General features: G+C 64.9%; 20 protein-coding genes and 2 tRNA genes. 9 read left to right on the forward strand and 13 right to left on the reverse strand.

Features of this window, described 5'->3' with window-relative positions; genetic code table 11:
- Positions 1-20: 20 nt before the first annotated feature.
- Genes phoB through pstS form a run of 6 tightly spaced genes read right to left on the reverse strand, consistent with a single transcriptional unit; the run spans position 21 to position 5,308 of the window.
- The gene (gene phoB / locus AC07OH_RS09155) at positions 21-713 is read right to left on the reverse strand and encodes a phosphate regulon transcriptional regulator PhoB (protein ID WP_007836652.1); all 693 of its coding nucleotides are present in this window, start codon (positions 711-713) and stop codon (positions 21-23) included.
- 31 nt (positions 714-744) lie between these two features.
- Positions 745-1,446 carry a phosphate signaling complex protein PhoU gene (phoU, locus tag AC07OH_RS09160; protein WP_070060957.1) on the reverse strand — a complete coding sequence of 234 codons (702 nt, stop codon included), beginning with the start codon at positions 1,444-1,446 and terminating at the stop codon, positions 745-747.
- Between the two features lie 22 nt (positions 1,447-1,468).
- Positions 1,469-2,254 carry a phosphate ABC transporter ATP-binding protein PstB gene (gene pstB / locus AC07OH_RS09165; protein ID WP_056580144.1) on the reverse strand — a complete coding sequence of 262 codons (786 nt, stop codon included), beginning with the start codon at positions 2,252-2,254 and terminating at the stop codon, positions 1,469-1,471.
- A 17-nt stretch (positions 2,255-2,271) separates the two neighbouring features.
- Complete coding sequence (gene pstA, locus AC07OH_RS09170) at positions 2,272-3,156, reverse strand: phosphate ABC transporter permease PstA (protein WP_083259149.1); 885 nt, start codon at positions 3,154-3,156, stop codon at positions 2,272-2,274.
- Entirely contained in the window at positions 3,153-4,235 is a 1,083-nt protein-coding gene (pstC, locus tag AC07OH_RS09175; protein WP_139140218.1) for a phosphate ABC transporter permease subunit PstC, read from the reverse strand. Before pstC ends, pstA begins: the two co-directional genes overlap by 4 nt.
- 38 nt (positions 4,236-4,273) lie before the next feature.
- The gene (gene pstS, locus AC07OH_RS09180) at positions 4,274-5,308 is read right to left on the reverse strand and encodes a phosphate ABC transporter substrate-binding protein PstS (RefSeq protein WP_062473144.1); all 1,035 of its coding nucleotides are present in this window, start codon (positions 5,306-5,308) and stop codon (positions 4,274-4,276) included.
- A gap of 250 nt (positions 5,309-5,558) precedes the next feature.
- Between pstS and AC07OH_RS09185 the strand changes: the two genes are divergently transcribed.
- A complete protein-coding gene (locus AC07OH_RS09185; protein WP_495300367.1) occupies positions 5,559-7,079 on the forward strand; it encodes a Ppx/GppA phosphatase family protein in 1,521 nt (506 codons plus the stop codon).
- A 6-nt stretch (positions 7,080-7,085) separates the two neighbouring features.
- Here AC07OH_RS09185 and AC07OH_RS09190 read toward each other — a convergent pair whose 3' ends face one another.
- From AC07OH_RS09190 to AC07OH_RS09205, 4 genes are all read right to left on the reverse strand, one after another.
- A complete protein-coding gene (locus tag AC07OH_RS09190; protein ID WP_489056606.1) occupies positions 7,086-7,937 on the reverse strand; it encodes a hypothetical protein in 852 nt (283 codons plus the stop codon).
- A gap of 221 nt (positions 7,938-8,158) precedes the next feature.
- Entirely contained in the window at positions 8,159-8,620 is a 462-nt protein-coding gene (locus AC07OH_RS09195) for a SixA phosphatase family protein (protein WP_369632787.1), read from the reverse strand.
- A gap of 31 nt (positions 8,621-8,651) precedes the next feature.
- Complete coding sequence (gene ppk1 / locus AC07OH_RS09200; protein WP_495300368.1) at positions 8,652-10,979, reverse strand: polyphosphate kinase 1; 2,328 nt, start codon at positions 10,977-10,979, stop codon at positions 8,652-8,654.
- Positions 10,976-11,893: a GNAT family N-acetyltransferase gene (locus AC07OH_RS09205; protein WP_495300369.1), complete on the reverse strand. Its 918-nt coding sequence runs from the start codon at positions 11,891-11,893 to the stop codon at positions 10,976-10,978. Before AC07OH_RS09205 ends, ppk1 begins: the two co-directional genes overlap by 4 nt.
- A gap of 158 nt (positions 11,894-12,051) precedes the next feature.
- Here AC07OH_RS09205 and AC07OH_RS09210 point away from each other — a divergent pair, with 158 nt between their 5' ends.
- The 6 genes from AC07OH_RS09210 to AC07OH_RS09235 all read left to right on the forward strand — a co-directional run bounded on the left by AC07OH_RS09210 (position 12,052) and on the right by AC07OH_RS09235 (position 17,509).
- Positions 12,052-13,731 (forward strand): FAD-dependent oxidoreductase, encoded by a 1,680-nt coding sequence (locus tag AC07OH_RS09210; RefSeq protein WP_495300370.1) that lies wholly within the window; start codon positions 12,052-12,054, stop codon positions 13,729-13,731.
- A gap of 29 nt (positions 13,732-13,760) precedes the next feature.
- Entirely contained in the window at positions 13,761-14,024 is a 264-nt protein-coding gene (locus AC07OH_RS09215) for a UBP-type zinc finger domain-containing protein (protein ID WP_492676766.1), read from the forward strand.
- A gap of 101 nt (positions 14,025-14,125) precedes the next feature.
- On the forward strand, positions 14,126-14,830 hold the full coding sequence (locus AC07OH_RS09220) for a glutathione binding-like protein (RefSeq protein ID WP_070060964.1): 705 nt from the start codon (positions 14,126-14,128) through the stop codon (positions 14,828-14,830).
- A gap of 35 nt (positions 14,831-14,865) precedes the next feature.
- A tRNA-Pro gene (locus tag AC07OH_RS09225) sits at positions 14,866-14,942 on the forward strand.
- A 1,077-nt stretch (positions 14,943-16,019) separates the two neighbouring features.
- Positions 16,020-16,096: transfer RNA gene (locus AC07OH_RS09230), tRNA-Arg, on the forward strand.
- Positions 16,097-16,270: 174 nt separating this feature from the next.
- Positions 16,271-17,509, forward strand: coding sequence for a tyrosine-type recombinase/integrase (locus AC07OH_RS09235; protein ID WP_495300371.1), 1,239 nt, complete (start codon positions 16,271-16,273; stop codon positions 17,507-17,509).
- A gap of 108 nt (positions 17,510-17,617) precedes the next feature.
- Here AC07OH_RS09235 and AC07OH_RS09240 read toward each other — a convergent pair whose 3' ends face one another.
- Positions 17,618-18,424 (reverse strand): NotI family restriction endonuclease, encoded by an 807-nt coding sequence (locus AC07OH_RS09240; protein WP_495300970.1) that lies wholly within the window; start codon positions 18,422-18,424, stop codon positions 17,618-17,620.
- A gap of 47 nt (positions 18,425-18,471) precedes the next feature.
- On the reverse strand, positions 18,472-19,563 hold the full coding sequence (locus tag AC07OH_RS09245) for a DNA-methyltransferase (RefSeq protein WP_495300372.1): 1,092 nt from the start codon (positions 19,561-19,563) through the stop codon (positions 18,472-18,474).
- A gap of 443 nt (positions 19,564-20,006) precedes the next feature.
- Between AC07OH_RS09245 and AC07OH_RS09250 the strand changes: the two genes are divergently transcribed.
- Positions 20,007-20,330: a hypothetical protein gene (locus tag AC07OH_RS09250; protein ID WP_495300373.1), complete on the forward strand. Its 324-nt coding sequence runs from the start codon at positions 20,007-20,009 to the stop codon at positions 20,328-20,330.
- A gap of 68 nt (positions 20,331-20,398) precedes the next feature.
- Positions 20,399-20,959: a hypothetical protein gene (locus AC07OH_RS09255; RefSeq protein WP_495300374.1), complete on the forward strand. Its 561-nt coding sequence runs from the start codon at positions 20,399-20,401 to the stop codon at positions 20,957-20,959.
- Here the strand turns inward: AC07OH_RS09255 and AC07OH_RS09260 are convergent, their stop codons facing one another.
- Positions 20,960-21,712, reverse strand: coding sequence for an SOS response-associated peptidase (locus tag AC07OH_RS09260; protein ID WP_495300375.1), 753 nt, complete (start codon positions 21,710-21,712; stop codon positions 20,960-20,962).
- Between the last annotated feature and the right edge of the window lie 6 nt (positions 21,713-21,718).

The following is a 21,718-nucleotide window of genomic DNA, read 5'->3' on the forward strand; positions in this document are numbered from 1 at the left end:
GCCGAGGCTCACGGCGGTGCTCACACCGTGACTTGGGCCGTCAGCCGGTAACCTGCTCCGCGAACGGTTTCCACCATCGGCGCAGCCGCACCCAGCGACTCGCGCAGGCGCTTGACGTGCACGTCGACCGTGCGTTCCTCGATGTAGACGTGATCGCCCCACACCTTGTCGAGCAGCTGCGCGCGGCTGTGCACGCGCTCGGCGTGCTGCATCAGGTAGGCCAGCAGCTTGAACTCGGTCGGGCCGACCTTCAGCGCCCCGCCCTGCCACGTGACGCGGTGGGTGGAGGTGTCGAGGGCCAGTTCGCCGATCTCGACGCGCTCGGTCACCACCTCGGGCGCGCGGCGGCGCAGCACGGCGCGGATGCGCGCCAGCATTTCCTGGGTGGAGAACGGCTTGGTGATGTAGTCGTCGGCACCGGCATCGAGGCCGGCGACCTTGTCGGGCTCGTCGCCGCGCGCCGTGAGCATCAGGATCGGGATGGCCTTGGTGCGCGGGTCTTTGCGCCATTGGCGCGCGAGCTGCAGGCCGCTCTGGCCCGGCAGCATCCAGTCGAGCAGGATCAGGTCCGGCAGGAAGGCGTCGATTTCACGCTGGGCCGCGGCACCGTCTTCGGACCAGATCGGCTCGAAGCCGTTGTGGCGCAGGTTGACGGCGATCAGCTCGGCGATCGAGGATTCGTCTTCGACGATCAGGACTCTTGGTTTCTTCATGCGTTATGGGGAGTCTGTGCGGCGACGGTCGTCACTGCAATGCCGACTCGATTTCCTCCATCGAAGTGTGCCGCACATCGGCGCCCTTGACGATGTAGATGATGAACTCGGCGATGTTCTTGGCGTGGTCGCCGATGCGTTCGATGGCCTTGGCCAGGAACAGCAGGTCCAGGCTGGCGGAGATGGTGCGCGGGTCTTCCATCATGTAGGTGACCAGCTTGCGCACGAAGCCGTCGAACTCCTTGTCGATGAGGTCGTCGTCCTTCAGGATCGACAGTGCGGCGGCCGTGTCCAGGCGCGCGAAGGCGTCCAGGGCGGTGCGCAGCAGGTTCGAGGCCAGGTCGGCGGCAATGCGCAGCTCGGTGGTGGGCAGCTGGCGGGCCGATCCGCTTTCGATGATCGACTTGACCATGCGTGCGATCTTGTTGGCCTCGTCGCCCACGCGCTCCAGGTTGGCGGTGGTCTTGCTGATGGCGATGAGCAGGCGCAGGTCGCGCGCCGTCGGCTGGCGACGGGCGATGATCGACGACAGCTCGCGGTCGATCTCGATCTCCATCGCGTTGACGCGGTTCTCGGTTTCCATCACGCGGTCGGCGGCTTCGGAGTCGAACTGCAGCAGGGCGTACACGGCCTGGTGGATCTGCGACTCGACCATGCCGCCGAGCTCCATCACGCGCGACGAGACGCCATTGAGTTCGCTGTCGAACTGGCTGGAAAGGTGTTTCTCGGTCATGGTGTTTTCCTTTGACTTCAACTCAACCGAAGCGGCCGGTGATGTAGTCCTCGGTCTCCTTGCGCTGCGGCTTGAAGAACATCTGTTCGGTGGCACCGAACTCGATCAGGTCGCCGAGGTACATGTAGGCGGTGTAGTCGCTGCAGCGGGCAGCTTGCTGCATGTTGTGGGTCACGATGACCACGGTGTACTCGTTTTTCAGCTCGGCGATCAACTCTTCGATCTTCGCGGTCGAGATCGGGTCGAGTGCGGAGCAGGGTTCGTCGAGCAGCAGCACTTCAGGCTTGATCGCGATGCCGCGTGCGATGCACAGGCGCTGCTGCTGGCCGCCGGAGAGGCCCGAGCCGCTTTGCTGCAGCTTGTCGCGCACTTCGGTCCACAGGGCGGCCTTCTTCAGGGCCCATTCGACGCGGTCGTCCATTTCGCTGGCCGAGAGGTTCTCGAACAGCTTCACGCCGAAGGCGATGTTGTCGTAGATCGACATCGGGAACGGCGTGGGCTTCTGGAACACCATGCCGACCTTGGCGCGGATCAGCGCCACGTCCTGCTTGGATGTGAGCAGGTTCTCGCCGTCCAGGGCAATGGTGCCTTCGGCGCGCTGCTCGGGGTACAGCTCGAACATGCGGTTGAAGGTGCGCAGCAGGGTCGACTTGCCGCAGCCCGACGGGCCGATGAAGGCCGTGACCTTGTTCTCGGGGATCTCGAGGTTGATGCCCTTGAGCGCGTGGAACTTGCCGTAGTAGAAGTTCAGGTCCTTGACCGAGATCTTCGAGCGCGACGGTTGTTGTTGTGCGACGGTGTTTGGCATGTTGGCGCCTTCTTGATTTAGTGTTTGTTGCGCGTCAGCACGCGCGCCAGGATGTTGAGGGCAAGCACGGCGACAGTGATCAGGAACACGCCGGCCCAGGCCAGTTGTTGCCAGTTCTCGTACGGGCTCATGGCGAACTTGAAGATCGTGACCGGCAGGCTGGCCATCGGCTGGCTCACGTCGGCGGTCCAGAACTGGTTGTTCAGCGCGGTGAAGAGCAGCGGCGCGGTTTCGCCGGCGATGCGGGCCACGGCCAGCAGCACGCCCGTGACCACACCGGCGCGCGCGGCGCGCAGCGTGATGCTCAGAATGACCTTCCACTTCGGCGTGCCCAGGGCGTAGGCCGCTTCACGCAGGCCCGGCGGCACCAGCTGCAGCATGTTCTCGGTGGTGCGGATCACCACCGGAATCACGATGAGCGCCAGCGACAGTGCGCCGGCCAGGCCCGAGAAGGTCTTGAAGTAGGCCACCACCACGGCATAGACGAACAGGCCGATCACGATCGACGGCGCCGACAGCAGGATGTCGTTGACGAAGCGCGTGATCGAGGCCAGCAGGCCCTTGGGGTTGTACTCGGCCAGGTAGATGCCGGCCATGATGCCGATGGGCGTGCCCACGAAGGTCGCCAGCATCACCATCACGAACGAGCCGAAGATGGCGTTGGCGATGCCGCCCGCCTCGTTCGGCGGCGGCGTCATCTCGGTGAAGGTGGCGAGCGCCAGGCCGCCGATGCCCTGGCGCAGCGTTTCCCACAGGATCCACACCAGCCAGAACACGCCGAACGCCATCGCGGCGAGCGACAGCGTGAGCGCGATCTTGTTGACGCGGTTGCGCGCGGCGAACCGCGCCTGGCGCGTTTCGGCCAAAGTCTTGGCGTTGATCAGGTTTTGCGCAGTGCTCACGACTTGGTTCCTTCGCTCTTCTTCATCTGGGCCAGCAGCATCTTCGAGAGCGACAGCACGACGAAGGTGATGAAGAACAGCACGAGGCCGAGGTACATCAGCGCGGCCTGGTGCAGGCCCGCGCCGGCTTCGGCGAATTCATTGGCCAGTGCCGAGGTGATGCTGTTGGCAGCCTCGAACACCGACAGGGAGTTGAGCTGGTTCATGTTGCCGATCACGAACGTGACGGCCATGGTCTCGCCCAGTGCGCGGCCCAGGCCGAGCATGATGCCGCCGATCACGCCGGCCTTGGTGTAGGGCAGCACGACCTTGGAGACGACTTCCCAGGTGGTGGAGCCCAGGCCGTAGGCCGACTCCTTGAGCAGCGCCGGCGTCACCTCGAACACGTCGCGCATCACCGAGGCGATGAACGGAATGATCATGATCGCCAGGATGATGCCGGCCGACAAAATGCCGATGCCCACGGGCGGGCCGGACACCAGGGCACCGAGGTACGGCACGCCGGCCAGCAGCTTCTGCAGCGGCTGCTGCACCCAGGTCGAAAGAATGGGGCCGAAGACCAGCAGGCCCCACATGCCGTACACGATGGACGGCACGGCAGCCAGCAGTTCAATGGCAGTGCCCAACGGGCGCTTGAGCCAGTTGGGCGAGAGTTCGGTCAGGAACAGCGCGATGCCGAAGCTCACCGGCACGGCGATCAGCAGCGCTATGAACGAAGTGGCCAGCGTGCCGTAGATCATCACGAGGCCGCCGTACTCGTCCTTCACCGGGTCCCACACGCTGCTCGTGAGGAAGCCGAGGCCGTACTTCGAAATGGCGGGCCAGGCGCCGACGATCAGCGACAGCAGGATGCCGATCAGCATCGCGAGCGTCAGCAGCGCGGCGCCCTTGGCGGCCCAACCGAAGATGCGGTCGGCCATGGGGCCGGAACGGGGCGCCTTCACGGGCGGCGGAGGAGCGGCAGAGGTGCGCGCGCGCTCGGCCGCAAGGTCGAGGGAGGCGGCAGCAGGGAGGGTGGATGACACGGGTCGCTCCGGCAAAGACGAAAGCGGCGCGTCCTGGAGCGAAGAGTTGCTCATGGGCGCGCCGTCCTGGAGGGTGGATGAAGGGTTGCTTCTTACTTGAACGCGACCGGCTTGCCCGATGCGTCCTTCACTTCACCCCATGCCTTGGCGATGGTGGCCTTCACGGCGTCGGGCATCGGCACGTAGTCCAGCTCGTCGGCCGTCTTGTCGCCGCCCTTGTAGGCCCAGTCGAAGAACTTCAGCACGGTGGTGGCGCTGGCGGGCTTGTCCTGCACCTTGTGCATCAGGATGAAGGTGGCGCCGGTGATGGGCCACGAATCCTTGCCGGCCTGGTTGGTCAGCACCTGGTAGAAGCTCTTGTTCCAGTCGGCACCGGCGGCAGCGGCCTTGAAGGCGCTGTCGTCAGGCGACACGAACGTGCCCGCTGCGTTCTGCAGTTGGGCGTAGGTCATCTTGTTCTGCTTGACGTAGGCGTACTCGACGTAGCCGATCGAGTTGGGCAGGCGGTTCACGAAAGCAGCGACGCCTTCGTTGCCCTTGCCGCCCGCACCGGTAGGCCAGTTCACGGCCGTGCCTTCGCCGACCTTCGACTTCCACTCGGCGTTGACCTTGCTCAGGTAGTTGGTGAACAGGAAGCTGGTGCCCGAACCGTCGGCGCGGCGAACCGGGGCGATGGCAGCGTCAGGCAGGGCCAGCGACGCGTTCAGAGCCTTGATGGCGGGGTCGTTCCACTTGGTGATCTTGCCCAGGTAGATGTCGCCCAGCACCTGGCCGTTGAGCTTCAGCTCGCCCGGCTTGATGCCGGGGATGTTGACCACGGGGATCACGCCGCCGATGACGGTGGGGAACTGCATCAGGCCCTTGGCTTGCAGTTCGTCGTCCTTCAGGGGAGCGTCCGAAGCGCCGAAATCGACGGTCTTGGCTTCGATCTGCTTGAGGCCGGCACCCGAGCCGACCGACTGGTAGTTGATCTTGACGCCGGTGGCCTTGTTGAAATCGGAGGCCCACTTGGCGTACAGCGGTGCGGGGAAGCTGGCGCCGGCGCCGGTCACGTCTTGGGCGAAGGCGGAAATGGAGAACAGCGCGGTCACGAGGCCGGCGGTTGCAAATTTGAACGTCGTTTTCATAAAGCTTCCTTGAGAAGTAAGAAGTAGTCCCTTTGGGGGCTCGAACGGACTCTAAAAAGCTTTTGTGACATCGATGTGACACCCCTTCTGTCGAGGGAAAATGCCGCTGCGCCACCCATGTTGTGTGTGACGCTGTCACACAACCGTCATTCGTCCCGCCTAACCTCCAGCCCTCGCCGTGACGCGATCCAGGGAGGCGGCGCCTGCTGTCACGGCGCTACGATCAGAGAACCGCCCTCTTCACTACAACATGCAAAACGGCACCCGCCTCGCAGCGGTCGATCTCGGCTCGAACAGCTTCAGGCTGGAAATCGGCCAGGTCGACCACGGACAGATCCACCGCACCGAGTACCTCAAGGAAACCGTGCGCCAGGGCAACGGCCTGGACAGCGCCCGCAACCTCACGACCGAAGCCATGCAGCGCGGCTGGGACGCCCTCGCCCGCTTCGGCGAACGGCTGGCCGGCTTCAAGCGCTCGCAGGTGCGCGCCGTGGCCACCCAGACCTTGCGCGAAGCGCGCAACCGCGAAGAATTTCTGTTGCGTGCGCGCACCATCCTGGGCTTCGGCATCGACGTGATCCCTGGCCGGGAAGAAGCCCGCCTGATCTACCAGGGCGTGGCACACCACCTGCCGCACACCGACGCGTCCGACCAGGAACGCCGGCTCGTCATCGACATCGGCGGGCGCTCCACTGAAATGATCATCGGCCACGCCCTCGAAGCCGAGCGCATGGAGTCGTACCGCGTGGGCAGCGTCGCCTGGTCGATGAAGCATTTCGGCGAGGGCCAGTTCACCGCCCCCGCCTTCCGCGCCGCCGAAGTGGCGGCCAAGGCCGTGCTGGACGACGCGCTCTCCAGCTACACCCGCGACCAGTGGGACGTGGCCTATGGCGCCTCCGGCACCATCGGTGCGGTGGGCGACGTGCTCGCGGCGGCCGGCGGCGAAGCCGGCCTTGTCACGCGCGAGGGCCTCGACTGGCTGCTCGACCGCCTGCTCAAGGCCGGCAGCATCGACAAGCTGCGCATCGACGGCATGCGCGAAGACCGCAAGGCCGTGATCGGCGGCGGCCTGAGCGTGCTGCGCGCGGTGTTCGATCTGCTCGACATCCAGGAAATGAAGGTCGCCCAGGGCGCCCTGCGCCACGGCGTGCTGTACGAATTGCTCGAACGCGACGAGAGCGTGGCCGACATGCGCAGCGCCACCGTGGCGCGGCTCGCCACCCGCTTCGCGGTCGACCCGGCCCAGGCCAAGCGCGTGAGCGACGCGGCCGCCGCACTGTTCGTGCAGCTCGCCCCCGCCGCCCGCGGCGGCAGCACCTCGAGCCGCGCCGGGCGCGCGCTGCGCAAGCTCGGCTGGGCCGCGCAGCTGCACGAGATCGGCGCGCTGGTCTCGCACAGCGACTACCACAAGCACGGCGCCTACATCCTCGACAACACCGACGCCCCGGGCTTTGCAGTGAACGAACTGCACGCCCTCGGCCAGCTGGTGCTGGGCCAGCGCGGCAAGCTGCGCAAGCTCGAAGCCTCGCTGGACGACGAGACCTTCGTGATGCAGCTGCTGGCGCTGCGCCTGGCGGTGATCCTGTGCCACGCGCGCCGCGACCCCGAGCCGCAGGCGCTGAACCTCGCGGCACTCGGTGCCAGGGCCTTCACGATCGCCTGCGCACCCGACTGGGCCGAGATGTACCCGCAGTCGGCACACCTCCTGCGCGAGGAAGTGCTGGCCTGGCAAAAGACCGGAAACTGGCGCGTGGAACTCAGCGGCGCCTGAGCCGTTTCACTTCGTGTCGATGCCGGCCGTCTGCGTGACTGCCGCAGCGCTGGCCTTGCGCGGCTCGTCTTCCCCGAACAGGCTGACATAGGCCGGCTGCACGATCTGGTCAAGCCCGCGCTTCAGCCCTTCGCGAGCGCCTGCGGTGTCCTTGAGCAGGCCGTCGTACAGGAGATAGGTCGGCTCGCTCAGGTCGGCGACCTGCAACGTCTGGCCCACGACGGACTGCTTCTCGTCCCTCAGCAACTGTTCGACCCAGACGTACGGCTTGAAGCTCGATGTCGCATCGGCCGCGCCATAGGACGTCGTGATCCGCAAGATCAATGTGCTGTAGCCGGGCGTCGGCTGGAGTTCCTGCACCTGCATCTGCGCGTGCTCTCCGGTCGCGCGGAAGAAAGGCGTCAGCTTCACCTCGCGGCCACTGTCCCGCAGGCGCGCCGCCAGTCGCTCTGCGAACTGCCTGTTGAGCCCCATGGTCACACCGCTGTTCTTCACTGCGGCCGTGAACTCCTTGCTGCGCTGGTCGGTCCGGGCGGCCATCGTCAGCCGGCTGTTGGTATCGACGGAGATGGCCACCAGCGCAGCGACGGGCCCCAGAAACCCTGCGAAGCCCGTCAGCCCCGACCCGCCACCATCCGTGACGATCAGTTGGTCTTCCTGGTTGTAGATGAGCTCGATCTTCTCGATCGAACGGGCGACATCGTGGCGGGTCGGCGGCACCGGCGCGGCGGTGTTCGTCGCGCACCCCGACAGCAGGGCTGCGGCAACAAGCAGAAAAATCAGCGCCTTCAACCGCACGTCCGCGTCTGCACGCAGCATGTTCACGAAGCTTCCTGGCAGTGTGTTGAGCGGTTTCATGCGTCTTCCCCAGTGATGTGGTCGACCGGCACCGCTTCTTTCCCGCATCGGCGTCAAAAGCACGCTGCCGTGGAATCACACTGTAGAAATTGCGCCGCGCGCGCGCATGAGTGCTTCGCCCCTTTTTCCGGGAGACAAGCGCCCTGCCGCGTCTGCCCGCGACCGTGACAAAGCGCCTGTTCGCAAGCGTCAGGCAGGGTGTCCGCGGGGAAGGACGGCAGCTAGAGAAGTTCGGGCGCCTGCACCGTCACCACGACGGTCTGCACGTCGCCGTCGCGCTCGCGGGTGCGGATCCACCACAGCGAGCCCTTGCGCACCGGGCAGCTGTCCTGCTTCAGGCCGAGCAGCAGCGAGATCGCCTGCCCCAGCGAGGGCTGGTGACCGATCACCAGCACCACCGACTTGCCGTTGGGCCAGCCCGTGGCGGCCAGCAGTGCGTCGGGGGTGGTGTCGGGCGACAGCTCGGAACGCACCTTGTACTTGCGACCCAGCGCCAGGGCTGTCTGCTCGCAGCGGCGCGCCGGGCTGCACACGATGCGTGTGCCGTCGGGCAGTTGCCGATCAAGCCAGGAGGCCATGCGCTTGGCCTGTTTTTCGCCGCGCGGCGTGAGCGAGCGCTGCATGTCGTCACATCCTTCGGTCCAGTCCTCGGCTTCGGCGTGACGCCAGAAGATCAAGTCCATGCTCATCGTCTTTCGAACTTCTTCTTCAACTTCAATTGGAGGACGCATCACGGTGGTTTCCTCGTGATGCATAGCGGCCCATCAAGGCGGCCTGGGCGCCATGCGCTTCGATCGCGGGGGACGCACCCGCCTCGCCGGAGTGCGTGTCGTGGTCGACACGTCGGTAGACACCGTCGCCGCCCAGGTCCCAGGCGTCGCGCCCATCGTGCAGGTAAGCCACCAGGCACTCGTCGATGAGGCGCTGGCGCAGGGTGGGATCGGTCACGGGCCAGGCCAGCTCGATGCGCCGCATCATGTTGCGGTTCATCCAGTCGGCGCTCGACAGGTACAGCGACTCGTCCTCGCCATGGCGGAAATAGAACACCCGCGAATGCTCGAGGAAACGCCCGATCACCGAGCGCACGCGCACGTTGTCGGTGAGCCCCGGCACCTGCGCCGGCAGCGTGCAGGCGCCGCGCACGATGAGATCGATCTTCACGCCCTTCTGCCCGGCGCGAATGAGCGCGCCGATGATGGCCTCGTCGGTCAGCGCATTCATCTTGGCAACGATGCGCGTCGGCTCGCCGCTGGCGGCGGCCTGCCCCAGCGCATCGATGCGCGCGACCAGGTTCTTGTGCAGGTCGAAGGGTGCGAGCCACATGCGGTTGAGCTTGGGCAAGCGGCTCTGGCTGGCCAGGTGGACGAACACGGCCTCCATGTCGGCCGTGAGCGCCGGGTCGGCCGTGAGGTGGCTGATGTCGGTGTACAGCCGCGCCGTGCGCGGGTTGTAGTTGCCGGTCGACAGATGGCCGTAGCGGCGCAGCTGCTTGCCCTCGCGGCGCGTGACCAGCAGCATCTTGGCGTGGGTCTTCAGGCCCACCACGCCGTACACCACCTGCGCGCCGATCGACTCGAGCATCTCGGCCCAGTTGATGTTGGCCTCTTCGTCGAAGCGCGCCTTCAGCTCGACCACCACCGTGACCTCTTTGCCGCGGCGCACGGCTTCACGCAACAGGTCCATCAGCTCCGAGTCGGCGCCGGTGCGGTAGATGGTCTGCTTGATGGCAAGCACCTGCGGGTCGAGCACCGCGTCGCGCAGGAAGGCCAGCACGCCGTCGAAGCTCTCGAAGGGCTGGTGGATCAGCACGTCGCCGCGCTGCAGCCGGTCGAAGAACGACTGCGCAGGCGACAGCGTGACGGGGAACGACGCCGCGTACGGCGGAAAGCGCAGCTGCGGCTCGCCGATCAGGTCGATGAACTGCGTGAGCCGGGCCAGGTTCACCGGGCCGTGCACGCGGTACAGCGCCTGCGGCGGCAGGTTGAACTGCGCCAGCAGGAAGCTCGCGAGCGATTCGGCGCAGCTCGCCGACACCTCGAGCCGCACGGCCTGGCCGTAGTGGCGGTGCTGCAGGCCCTGGCGCAGCGCGGTGCGCAGGTTCTTGACATCTTCTTCGTCGACCGCGAGGTCGGAATGGCGCGTCACGCGGAACTGCGAGAAGTCGCCCACCTCGCGGCCCGGGAACATGCTCGACAGGTGCGCACGCACCACGCTCGACAGCGCCACGAACAGCGTCTTGCCGTCCGACACCTTGGCCGGCATCTTGATGAGGCGCGGCAGCACGCGCGGCAGCTTGACGATCTGGATCGGGTTCTCGCGGCCGAAGGCGTCCTTGCCGCCCAGGCGCACGATGAAGTTCAGCGACTTGTTCGCCACCTGCGGGAACGGGTGCGCCGGGTCGAGCCCCACGGGGATCAGCAGCGGGCGCACTTCGCGCTCGAAATACTCGCTGACCCACTTGCGCTGGGCCGGGTTGCGTTCGCCGTGCGACACGATGTGGATGCCGTGCGTGGCAAACGCCGGCATCAGCTCGTCGTTGTACAGCGCGTACTGGCGCGCCACCAGCGCATGGGCGGCCTCGGCCAGCCGCTCGAAAGATTCGACGGTGTAGGTGCCCTTGTTGTCACCGGCGCTGCCGGCGATCAGGTGCGGCGCGGCGCGGACTTCGAAGAACTCGTCGAGGTTCGACGACACGATGCACAGATAGCGCAGCCGCTCGATCAGCGGCACCTCGGGGCGGCGCGCCCAGTCGAGCACGCGTTCGTTGAACGAGAGGATGCTGTGGTCGCGGTCCAGCAACGCGAACGGAGGCGCCCCACCAGCGCGCGACGGGTCAGCGGAGAGGGAAGGCATGGGCACTGATTCTGGAGCAAGCGGCACGGGAGAACACGTCGGCTGAAATATGACAGTGTCAACGTCGTCCGTGACAGTTCCATGACATTCGCGTGACGCACCCTCCCCCGCAGAGAGCGAACCTGACACATTCGACGACAGCGAAGCAGCGTGCGGCCCGGCGTCGGGCCGGATGGCCGCCGGCTTCATGCGCCGAGGAAGTGCTTGCGGTAGCGCGCCGGCAGGTCGTCGATGCGCATCAGCATCGGCAGGTCGGCGGTGTTGAAGTCAGGGTCCCAGGCCGGCGCGCCGAGCACCTTGGCGCCCAGGCGCAGGTAACCCTTGATGAGCGCAGGCGGTTCCACGTCGAGCGCGCTGTCGAGCCGTTCGACCGGCAGCGGCAGGCGCGGCTGCACCTGGTACTGGATCGGCGCGAGGTGGCTGGCCGAGAGCTGGCGCCAGATGCTGGCCGCCGCGTCGCCGCTGGTCACGCCGTTGTGCGACATCGGGATGCTCGCGCAGCCGATCATCGTGTCGAGCTTGTTGCGGTGCATGAAGCCGGCCAGCGCGCCCCACAGCGCGAGGATCACGCCGCCCTGGCGGTGCTCGGCGTGCACGCAGCTGCGGCCCAGCTCGACCATGCGCTCGCGCAGGTCGCGCAGGCGGGTCAGGTCGAATTCGGTGTCGCTGTAGGTGCTGCCGACGCGGCGGGCCTGTGCGGGGGTCAGCACGCGGTAGGTGCCGATGACCTGGCCGGTGAGCTCGTCGCGCACCAGCAGGTGTTCGCAGAAGTCGTCGAACAGATCGATATCGTGGCCGGCCAGCGGCGTGCTCAGGCGCGCGCCCATCTCGCCGACGAACACATCGTGACGCAGGCGTTGCGCGGCGCGCACGTCATCCAGATGACGCGCCCAGCTCACCGTGATGCCCGGCTTGGCTTCGGCGGCCGGCGGCACGATGACGGCCAGAGGCGCCTCGGGGACCGACGTGCGGGTGGCCAGTGCGGCGACGGTGGCAGCGGCAGCAGCAGCAACGGCGGGGGTTCCGGCAGCGGGTGCGGGCCACAAGGCTGCGCGCAGTCCGAGCTGCGAGAGCGGAAACGTCGGGTTCGGCAGTTCTTTCATGGGAAATCCCTTTCTGCTGACCGAGTCTGGACACGCGCAATGAAACCGGCATGTCAGCGGCGTGGCAGACACATGACGTTGTTACATCGCGCGTCAACGTCGCTTTGGCGCTGCTTCGGCGTCTAATGCGGGGCATTCGCGACACGGAGTTCGACCCCATGGCCACCGACGCACCAGGCGCCCCCAACAGCCGCCTGCACCAGACTTTCCCCGTCCTCAGTGACGCCGAGATGGCACGCATTGCCAGCTTCGGCAGCGTGCAACGGTTTGCGCGCGGCGAGCGGCTTTTCACCGCCGGCGAGACCGGGGCCGGCATGTTCGTGCTGCTCAAGGGCGTGGTCGCCGTCACGCAGCGCGACGGCCTGGGCCATGTGGTGCCGATCGCACGCCAGGGGCCGGGCGAGTTTCTCGCTGAGGTCGGCCAGCTGAGCGGGCGCCCTGCCCTGGTCGACGGGCATGCCGACGAAGAGGTCGAGGCGCTGGTCGTGCCGCCGGACCGCCTGCGCGCGCTGCTGGTGGCCGAGGCCGATCTGGGCGAACGCATCACCCGCGCGCTGATCCTGCGGCGTGTGGCGCTGATCGAATCGGGCGCGGCCGGGCCGGTGCTGATCGGGCGGCCCGATTCGCCCGAGATGGCCCGGCTGGAAAACTTCCTGCGCCGCAACGGCCATCCTTATCACCTGGTCGATGCAGCCGCCGACGCCGATGCCGCCGCGCTGCTCGCCCAATATGGCCCCGACAAGCTGCTCGCCGTGTGCCCCGACGGCTCGGTGCTGGTCAACCCGAGCGACGAGGGCCTGGCGCGCTGCCTCGGCATGGTCGACACCGCGGCGCGCGACGAGCTGTACGACGTGGCCGTGGTCGGCGCCGGGCCGGCGGGCCTTGCGACCGCGGTGTATGCCGCCTCCGAAGGGCTGCGCGTGATCGTGCTCGACTGCCGCGCCTTCGGCGGACAGGCCGGCGCCAGCGCGCGCATCGAGAACTACCTGGGCTTTCCGACCGGCATCTCGGGGCAGGCGCTGGCGGGTCGCGCGTTCGTGCAGGCACAGAAGTTCGGCGTCGAGATGCTGATTCCGGCGCAGGTGGCGGCGCTCGACTGCTCGCGCGAGAACGCGCTGGGCAGCCTGGCGCTGAAGCTCACCGACGGCCGCACGATCAGCGCGCGCACGGTGGTCATTGCGAGCGGTGCGCGCTACCGCCGGCCCGGCGTGCCGCGTCTGGCCGAATTCGAAGGCCGCGGCATCTGGTACTGGGCCTCGGCCATCGAAGCCAAGATCTGCGCGCAGCAAGAGGTCGCGCTGGTGGGCGGCGGCAACTCGGCCGGCCAGGCGGCGGTGTTCCTGTCTCGCCATGCCGCCAAGGTCAACGTGCTGGTGCGCGGGCCGTCGCTGGCGGCCAGCATGTCGCGCTACCTCATCGACCGCATCGAGGCCACGCCCAACATCTCGCTGCAGCCGCACACCGAACTCGTGCGACTGCACGGCGCGCCCGAAGAAGGCCTGACCGGCGCCACGTGGCGCTGCCACACCTCGGGCCAGGAGCACGACTGCCCGGCGCGCAACATCTTTCTGTTCGTCGGCGCCGAGCCCGAGACGTCGTGGCTCGAAGGCTGCGGCGTGTCGGTCGACAAGCACGGCTTCGTGCTGACCGGCGCGGCGGCGAGCAGCGGCTTTCCCGCACGCCCGGCCACGGCGCTCGAGTCCAGTGTGCCGGGCGTGTTCGCCGTGGGCGACGTGCGATCGGGCTCGGTCAAGCGCGTGGGCGGTGCGATCGGCGAAGGCGCCGCAGTGGTGGCGCTGATTCACCAGCACCTGTCGTCGGCCTCGGCCGTGGCCTGAGTTTTTCTTTTCCCTGTCTTGAGACACCCATGCCCATCCAAGCCTGCGAGCACGTTCCCGCCAACATTGCGCAACCGCACACGCCCCACGGCTGCGAAGACTGCCTGAAGACCGGCGACACCTGGGTGCACCTGCGCCTGTGCGTGCACTGCGGCCATGTGGGCTGCTGCGACTCGTCGAAGAACCGCCACGCCACGAAGCATGCGCGGGCCGAAGGGCATCCGGTGATCCAGTCGATCGAGCCCGGCGAGCACTGGATGTGGTGCAACGCGCACGAGCGGCAGGTGGGGTGACCAGCGGCTGAGCGGCCAATGCCCGCACCCGCACGCGTCTGGAAGCGCGTGTATATGCTGCCGTTCTCTCGTCACAACCCTCTCACTCTGGAGCCCGCGACATGCCCGCATCGCCCATCGAGGTCTATTCCTGGCCCACGCCGAACGGCCACAAGATTCACATCATGCTCGAGGAGTGCGGCCTGCCGTACCACGCGCACCCGGTGAACATCGGCACCGGCGACCAGTTCGCGCCCGAGTTCCTGAAGATCAGCCCGAACAACAAGATCCCCGCCATCACCGACCCCGACGGACCGGACGGCCAGCCGATCTCGCTCTTCGAATCGGGCGCCATCCTCGTGTACCTCGCGGGCAAGACCGGCAAGTTCTTGCCCACGGGCGACCGCGAACGCTACGACGTGCTGCAGTGGCTCATGTTCCAGATGGGCGGCGTCGGCCCGATGCTCGGCCAGGCGCATCACTTCCGCATCTACGCACCCGAGAAGATCGCCTATGCCGTCGACCGCTACACCAACGAGGCCAGGCGCCTGTACGGCGTGATCGACCGGCAGCTGTCCAAGCACAAGTTCATCGCCGGCAACAGCTATTCGATTGCCGACATCGCCATCTTCCCGTGGCTGCGCAGCTGGGAAAACCAGGGCATCACCCTCACCGACTACCCGCACCTGAAGGCCTGGTTCGACGGCATCGCCGCGCGCCCCGCCGTGCAACGCGGCGTGAAAGTGCTGGCCGATCTGCGCCGCCCGATCACCGATGACAAGGCGCGCGAGATCCTTTTTGGCAAGACGCAGTACGAGAAGCGCTGAGCGGGCCTTTATTCGGGCTAGAATGGAAGGCTTGGCGGGGTGTAGCGCAGCCTGGTAGCGCATCTGGTTTGGGACCAGAGGGTCGAAGGTTCGAATCCTTTCGCCCCGACCAAAAGAAAAGTGAAAGCCTGCAACGATGAAAGTCGTTGCAGGCTTTTTTCTTTTCCGGGCCGCTCGCGATCACCGCGAATCTCACCGCCCTTTAGACGTTTCGTAGCACGACCCACGGCTTTCCGTACATCGGGCAACGCCGCTGCCTTGTTGTTACACCGTCAAGACAACCTTTTTCTTAAGGAACTACCCGCGAGGCCCTCGGCGCTCACGCAGAATCGAGCCAATCGTGATCGTGTTTACAAAGTAAGCGGAATCGCGTTTACAAAGCCGAAGAGCTGAGTCAGGGATGGACGTCGCAACAGAACCCTCACCCCTGGACCCTTTTCCGATGCTGAATTACTTTTCCCGCTGTTCTTGCGGCCTCAGGCATCTCGCACGCATCGAGCGCCGGCCATGGATGCGACTCTTCTCGAGCCTGCGCTTCTACCAATGCAGCGCCTGCGGAAAGAAGCAACTGGCGTCCGAACGCGCGGTGAACGACGCGGTCTGGAAGTACCGCTCGGAAAACGTCTGACGCCCCCTCGGCCCCAGCGATCCTCAGAGGCATCGGACGGTCGAAACGCCGTCCTTAGCAATCTGTTGCGCATGCAGCCCTTTCGCTGCATGCCTTGCGCCCCCACAGAATCGAACGCGGATGCTTCACGGTTGCGCAAACCGCGAAGCAGCATCGGGGAAAGAGTGTCCACACCTTCCCGGTTTGAACTCTTCTGTGATGCTGGTGAATCTGTTTTTCCGATGTTCCTGCGGGTTGGCCGGTCTTCGTCGCGTCGAGCGGCGGGCGTGGATGAGGGTGTTCCCCGCCCTCAGGCTCTACCGATGCAGCGCCTGCGGCAAGAAGCAGCTCGTGTCCAAGCAGGCCGCCGAGACCGCCAGGGTCTCGTCCCGCGCCATCCCCGCGCATTCGCCCCCTCAGCAGCGACCACCCACGAAGGCATCGTGCCTGGAGGGTTGTAGGTAGAATCCGCGCTTCCCCGGTCAGAGGCAGAAGCGTCCAGACCGTTGATTTTTCGGTCTGCTGCCGCACTGCGTGCGGCCCGAGGACTGAAGGCTGCGGCCCTCGTTTCTCAACCGGAATCTGCCCGTAGCTCAGTTGGATAGAGCACCTGCCTTCTAAGCAGGTTGTCGGGGGTTCGATCCCCTCCGGGCAGGCCATTTCTTGGCTCCACGTTCCCCCACAAAGAACCGTGAACCGCCATTTCTCCTCTGTAGAGGTCAGCGGTATTGCTTCACGAGCAACCACGAAAAACCGCTGAGATTCCTCCAATTTGGGGGAACAAACGGGGGAACGGGTACAGTTTCAGCACCAGTCGCCGAAATTGTTCCCCCATGCTCACCGACACCGCCTGCAAGAAGACCCTCTGCCCTGCCGACAAGCTGCGGCTGCGCCTCGCCGACTCCGGCGGCCTCTATCTGCAGATCGAGCCCAGCGGCTCGAGGCGCTGGTTCTGGAAGTACCGCTTCGACGGCAAGGAAAAGCGCCTGGCACTGGGCAGCTATCCCGAGGTGACGCTCAAAGCCGCGCGCACTGGCCGCGACGACGCCCGCAAGATTCAACAGCAAGGCATCGACCCCGCGCAACGTCGGCAGCTTGAGAAGCTCGAGCGCAAGGTCGACACCGACGCCAGCTTCGAGGCGGTGGCGCGCGAGTATCACAAGACCAAGAGTTCGGCATGGAGCCCACGGTATGCGGAGCGCTGGATCTCGATCATGGAGAAGGATGCATTCCCCTGGCTTGGCAGCCTGCCCCTATCCAGCATCACGGCGCCGATGCTGCTGCAGGTCCTGCGTCGCGTCGAGGCCCGCAGCGCGCATGAGACTGCACACACGTTGCGCCAATGGTCTGGCCAGGTGTTCCGTCACGGCATCGCCACCGGCCGATGCACCAGCAACCCAGCACCCGACTTGCAAGGCGCGCTTGTGCCGGTGCAGGTCAAGCACATGGCCGCGGTGCTGGAGCCAGTGAAGGCCGGTGAGCTGATGCGTGCAATCGCCGCATACGCTGGTCAGCCTGCGACGCGCGCAGCGTTGCACCTCTCTGCCCTCCTCTTTCAACGGCCCGGCAACATCCGGCAAATGCGCTGGTCTGACCTTGACCTCGAGAAGGCGCTATGGACGATCCCTGCGGCGGACATGAAACGCACGAAGACCGCAAAGATCAACGGGCGCCCGCACCTGGTGCCGCTGCCGCAGCAAGCCGTCGAAGTCCTTGTCGACCTCAAGCCGCTCACTGGCCACGGCCAGTACGTGTTCCCGAGCCTGCTGACCGGCGAGCGACCGATGAGCGATAACACCGTGAACACAGCGCTGCGCCGCATGGGCTTCGACAACACCGAGATGACGGCCCACGGTTTCCGAGCGATGGCGCGCACGATCATGGTCGAACAGATGGACGTCGAGCCAGAGGTCATCGAAGCGCAGCTCGCCCACGGAAAGAGCGGGCCGCTCGGCGCCGCCTACGATCGTGCGGAGTTCGTGGTCAAGCGCCGCAAGATGATGCAGCTGTGGGCCGACCACCTCGACGAGCTGCGCCAAGGGGCAAAGATCCTGGCGCTCAAGGCTGCATGAGCCCCCATGTGCTTTGCCGTACAGGACCATTCGTCAGCAAGGTGCCGGGTCTGCAATCCACGATGAAACGCAGGCCCCGCGCTCCTCTACATTTTCGAAATGCTATCGCTACACGGGCCGAAACAGGGTCTTGTGAGAAATCTTGGCCTGGAGCGAGGTCAGAAGCTGCGCGAGTTCGATACGTGCTTCTGCCTGTAGACCTAGACAAGCGGCAATACCCTCCGCGTCCGTGCTCACCCGGGAGCTCATCGCGAGCCGAAGCTCGCCAGACACGCCGTTGGATCGAAAGCTGTATGCGTGGAGATGCATCGAATCCCCGAGCGTCGCCGGGTTCTTGAGATGATCAAACCTGAACTCTCGCGTCATATAGGCAAGAAGCTTGTCCTGAACAATCAAAACCAACTTCTTGTTGATATGTTCGAAGGTCTGCACCTTGTGATGCATCTGCACAAGGATTGTCTTCGCCGTCATCTTCCAATTCATGCCGAACGGCTTGACGGAGTTCTCCGCGTCGTCAGAGCGCGGCAATCCCAGCTCCCGGAGGAGACGCTGACGTTCGGGCCACACGGTGCCCGTGGTGTCTAGCGTTTGGAGTTCGATCCCAACAAAGTCTCGGACGACGCCATCACGAGCAGACACCAAGAAGTAATCTACGCTTCCACCCGGTACCGAGACCTCAGAGACTACGTGTAGTTCGTTCCCTGGCTCGTGATTCGTGAGGAGGTGGAGGCAGTCCGTAAATATCTGCCCACGATCAATGAGGCGCGTAGGGCAGATGAGAATTGGCTCTGGTGGCGCTGTGCCATAAAGAACGGTACAAGACCCAATCGAAATAGCAGGGTCGGATTTACGAACCTTGTAGCAGCGTTTCCCCAAAAAGGGGCATTGCTGTTCCGCGACGACCTTTGGCCACATTGCAACGTTGCTACTGGAGGCATGCCCGAAAAGCTCAACAACCTTGCTCACAACTGCACCTCACAACGCTCCCGCGCGTGCTCGAGGTAGCTCTCTGAAATGTCGATGCCAACCGACTTTCTTCCAAGATTGCGCGCAGCGAGCAGCGTGGAGCCGGTACCGCAAAAGGGGTCCAAAGCTATACCGCCTGCTGGACAAGTCGCAAGCAGTGGGCGCCGGCAAAGGTCTGTAGGGTACGGAGCGAAGTGAGCGGTACGACGCTGAGTGTCTTCAGGAATGATGTCCCATACGTCGCCCGGCTTACTACCGTTCGGGTGATATTTCAAGAAATAGAAGCCTTTGTCTCGAAGCTCCTTGGCGCGGCCCGACAACTTCTCACTGTCCGAATGAGTTGCTCTTTGCTGCCCGCGAATGACCATCCTGAAATCCGAAAGACGGCCTGCCGAAACGTCGCGCAGAATCCTCTCCAACCCCTCCAATGCGTTTCGCTTTTCGTCAAGGGAAAGGGCCGTCGAAAGCTCCAGTTGTCGCTTGTACCTGACGCCTGAGACTCCAGTTGCAGAGATCACCGCACCGTTTACGACTTGGGCTTCCCTAGGCTTCGAGCGGATAGCGTCCGCATCGTAAAAATAACCCTTGGGCTTTTTGACAAAGTGGAAGAGTGGCTCATGGACGTTTGCAAGTCGGTCCTTGCTGTTGTCCATACCTCCTTTGAGCTTGTTCCAGATGACGCTGTTGCGGAGAACCCAGCCTTGAGAGTCGGTCAATTCAAATGCGACGCGCCACGGCACGCCGATGAGCCCTTTACCCGAGTAGCTATCGCCTAAATTTAGCCAAAATGATCCCGTGGGTTTGAGGACACGCTTGATCTCGGCGCAGATTGCGACCAGATTCTTGACGAAGTCACGGTAATCCGGCTCCAAACCAATGCCGCCGCTCTCGTACTCGCGTTTACCCCAGTAAGGGGGCGAGGTCATTACGAAATCAATGGAATCGGCGGGAAGGCCTTGTAGCACCTTCAGCGCGTCACCGGCCAAAAAAAGGGGCTGGAGGGAGTCAGAACCCGCATAACTGGCAAAGGCCTCCCTGAAGCCCCTCGAAATTATCTTGTTGGATTCAGGTTTGGGCGAGGATTTCAAGGGGCGCATACAGGGATGATACGAGTGACTCGAGCACTGTACATGTAAACAGTATCAGCTTCACGCGGTAGCCGCCAACTCGACCAACGAAAAGTTCGCGCACATGAACGTGAACAAGCCCATCAACAAGACGATCGGCGTGCAGTCTGCCGAACGGCGCGGACTTCACTTCTTGTGCCGCTGAGGTCTCTGATGATCGGGGCACAAGCTGCTGCAACGCAAGCCATGGAAGCAGACGACAAGTAGCGAGAGCCGCCCTCGAGGCGGCTTTTTCATTGGCGCTCACCCTCCAAGACATTAAGCCGTTAGACTTACTTCGCGATTCCCATCTCTCTATCCTCCCTCCTCCGGGGATCGCCTTGCCCGCCTTCGTGCGGGCTTTTTCTTGGGTTGCCCGCTCGAGCTGAAACGCTGGCAGCCGGGCTGCGAAGTAGCATTCGCCCATGTGGAAGCCCGCCAGTCCCATCGTGATCGCCGGCCACCCCCTGACCGACCGGGAGGCCTGGTGGCACGAGTTCAAGGAAGAGCTGCACGACCAGTGCTCGGGCGAGGTCGACGGCCACTGGCTCAACGAGATCTGCCACGCGCTCTATCCGCTCGCGCTCAACGTCGACCCGAGGCAGATGGCGCAGCTCGCCTTCGTTGTGTTGATGTTCGAGCCTGCCGAGTTCGTGGAGCGCGAGCATGCGGCACGTGGCCGAGCGCTGCACCTGAAAGCAACGGGACCTTGGCGTGTCCGATGCCCGGGCCCGTGGTATCAGCGCTAAAAGCAACGCCTTGCGGCATGCCCGAAACGCCAGCTAAATTGCCACCCTCGGCTTTACCGGAGAGATCAATGAGCCACAGAAGGCCCTTCGACCCGTCCCCACTTCCATGGATCGCCTGCGACCTCGGAGACTATGGCGACTACGACGGAAATTGCCGCGTGATTCTTGCCGACGACAGGCGCATTGCTGTCGTGCTGGGCAAGACAGATCAGGATGCGTCGAATGCTGCGGTGATCGCTGCAGCGCACGATTTGCTCGCCGCAGGGCAGGCGTCACTCCAGCACGTTGAGGCGGCGCTTGGCGCCGAGCATCCCGCGTGTGTTGCACTGCGCGCCGCAATCGAGAAGGCCACCACGATCCAGGAGCCCGAGGAAGACGAAGATCAAGACCCCGTGGGCGACGAGGCAGAAGACCAGGAAGACGCGAGCGCCTGGTGCTCAAGCTTCGCCGACACGTTCATCGCGTTGCGCGAGGGTGCTGGCGACCGTCAGTGGGTCGAAGGCCTGGCGGCGACCCTCTATGACCTAGACCCGTTTCGTCATCCGATTGAAGCCGCCGAAGCGGCGTTCATTACGTTGGGGTTCGAACTCGGTTCCTCCGAGGTTCCGCCCCTCGAAGAGCGGCACTGATCAGGTTTCGTCCGCCACTTTGGCTTCCCCTTCGGCCGAGTCTGCATCGGCCGCTACTGGGCCCGCGTCGAACAACTCGACCGACGGCACCTTCAGCATCTCCCTCGCCTCCTCGACCGTGCAGGTCAGCCAGCGGTCGAAGTCGTGCACCTCGAGCGGGATCACTGTGCGCTTGTCCTGCTGGTCGGGCGGCAGCTTCGGATCGGGCTTGTGCATGCGGCCCATGAGCGGGTGCCCGTCTGCGTTCATCGTCAGCATGGTGTAGCTCTCCCAGACTTCGCCCGTCTTCAGGTCGGTCCAAGCGTCCCACAGGCCGGCCAGGCCCCAAGGTGCCCCGTCGGCGCGGCGGAAGCGCCACCAGACGTTCTTGCCCGTCTCCCAATTCGGCTCGTCGTAGCTGGCGGCCGGGATGATGCAGCGCTTGCCGCGAGCCCAGGCGTTCTTGTAGGTCGGCGACCTCTCCATGCCCTCGGTGCGCGCGTTGACGGTGCTCAGGCGCTTTCCCTTCTCCTCGCCCTTCTTCGGCTTCGTCGCCGGGACGTTCGAAGTCGACCAGGGCGGGATCATTCCCCACTGCCCGGTCACCAGCTCGCGCGCGTAGTCGACCTCGTCGGCGCGGCGGATGAACATGGCCGGCGAAAGCGGGAACACCGTGAGCAGAGCCTCCCAGTCCTTGCGCTGGTTGGACTTACGGTCAATCGCCCAGAAGGCCTCGATCTCACGCTCCTCGGGGGAAATGTAACGAGTACACATGACCTC

The sequence above is a fragment of the Variovorax sp. GW821-FHT10C12 genome (assembly GCF_059415405.1).